This window comes from Haloferula sp., from assembly GCF_049672945.1.
GTDB lineage: Bacteria > Verrucomicrobiota > Verrucomicrobiia > Verrucomicrobiales > Akkermansiaceae > Haloferula.
Map to the genome: position 1 here is coordinate 1 of NZ_JBATWY010000063.1, position 2,133 is coordinate 2,133.

The following is a 2,133-nucleotide window of genomic DNA, read 5'->3' on the forward strand; positions in this document are numbered from 1 at the left end:
TCCTCGGCCCCCTCAATTTTAAGGAACCTGCCCTTCCGGGCGATGGAGGCTCCATCGATGGAGCCCTCCTTCCGCCGATGGAGTGAGGCTTTCGAAAGAAAGCAGTAAGCCCGATCAACCCAAGAGCCATTTTTAGGTGCTATTCCAGAACTGTTCGGCATGCTCGGTGCTGCGGTCGGGCGGGGCGGGTTTTTGACGGTTCTTCGTGGTTGAGTCCGTCCCCTATCAGGTTGGAAGGGCTGCTTGAGTCGGCGTGGGTGTCATCGGGGCACGACAAGCCCTGGGGACGGCGTTGGCCGCGGTCGCCCGGCTGAGTTCACTTGGCACTTTTTCCCAGACCCAACAGGGCGATGACCTCGTCGAGGTCGGCATGACCCATCAGGTAAAACCCGATGAGTTCCATCGCCCGCTTGCCGGGGCGTTTGCCGGTGAGCAGTTGCAACATCAGCGCCGCGATGAGCGCACTGTAGATCTCGATGGCCACTCCTTCGGGGGATTCCGCCATCAGGTGGCGGCAGCCCAGGATGCTTTTGAGCCATTTGAAAAACAGTTCGATCTGCCAGCGGTAGCGGTAGATCAGGGCGATGAGCTCCGCTTCAATCTCCAGATCGGTGGCCAGCAGCAACTCCTTGCCATCCACTTCCACCTTGACCACGCGGATCGCCTCGCCCTGCCATTTGTCGCCGAGTTTCACCATGCCCTGCCAGGTGACGCCCGCCGTCCGGTCCGCGTCTGTGAGAGGCAGCTCCTCCACGATTTCCATGCGCGGCTTGTTGCGGATGCGGAGAACAAACGAGACGCCCTGCCCGCGCAGTTCGTCGAGAAACCCGTATTCCAGGCCGTAATGGCGGTCGCCGACGATGGTCTCGCCCTTGTTGACGAACTGGCGCAGGGCCTTGCGCTCGCAGGAATTGCCGGTGGTGACCAGCGCGTCGCTGGGGGCTTGGCGCAGCACGGAGAATCTCAAATGCAGCTTGGCGGCGCGGTTGTCATCATTGAGCCAAAGCGCCCAGTGCATGCGGGGCAGGGCGGGCAGCAGGGTGCCGTCCACGAGTTTGAGCTTGTCGGCCAGATGGGCCAGCCGCGCGTCGCCCCATGAGGTGTGGATTTCACCTGATAGATCGAGGAACACCTGCCGGAGCAGCTCGGGATCGAAGACTCCCTGTGCCTCCGAGAAGCTGCCAAGGCTCACTTGCCGTCCACAAACGTCCTGCTCGACCCGCTTGAGTCGGCTCGCCGAGCAGAGCCCGCGCATGCTCTCGGGCACCGGGTTGAAGAGGCCGAAGAGCATGAGGCTGAAGTAGTCCTCCTCGAGCAGCAGCGGCTTGGGGCCGCCGGGGCGCTGGTTGGGTGGCGGAGGCATCGTTGCGCGCGCCTTGGCGAGCCGCTGGCGGAAATCATCCAGCAGTTTCCAACTGCGGAGCTTCTTCTCGTCGATCTTTTCCTTAACGCGGCACACACGCGAAGCAAATCTGATCCGCTCTAACAGTACAAGTGACGCTCCTGTCACATTGGAATCCGCTTCAGGCAGCGGAAAGCATGCCGAACAGTTCTGAGGCGATCCAAACATTTTGACATTTGCCACCCTCAAGTTGCAAAGCTGAGTTGGGCGCGATTGTCGAAATACACTGCCGGGAGATTCCTCGGTTCGGAGCATCGACCCTATGGTCGACTGACCAACCCCGGGGCTTGCCAGCCTGCTCACTCAAACCAGCAGCCTCTGGAGAGCCGACAAAATCCCGTTCCATCTTACCCCGGACCGATCCATCGACAATAAGGTCGATGCTCCGGAAGGCTGTTGCGGTCCGGGGCTGGTTGCTGCGCTTGACCCCCGGCTACCACTCGGCGAAAACGCGCGGAATCATGGGTTTCTGGAGCGCGGATTCCCCATTCTGGATGATCAACCGCGAATGGACGCGAATCTGGAAATTTAAGGGGTGCCACGTCGCTGCTTGGGCGGGTTCGGAGGCCAGACTCGCCATCAATAGGTCCAAAGTTCTGCTGCTATCCTGAATATTCGCGGTTGGCCCATTCAAAGCGAGGCAACCCTGTTTCTTGAGGTCTGATCCTTGGCAGGACGGGGCGGATTTGAGATGGCTTCTTGATTCCGGGAAGGACCGGGAATGCTTCACG

At 60.5% G+C, this 2,133-nt stretch carries 1 protein-coding gene; it reads right to left on the bottom strand.

The annotated features are described in order from the left end of the window. Positions 1 to 316: 316 nt before the first annotated feature. Positions 317 to 1,459 (bottom strand): IS4 family transposase, encoded by a 1,143-nt coding sequence (locus tag WBG04_RS05575; RefSeq protein WP_424313389.1) that lies wholly within the window; start codon positions 1,457 to 1,459, stop codon positions 317 to 319. Between the last annotated feature and the right edge of the window lie 674 nt (positions 1,460 to 2,133).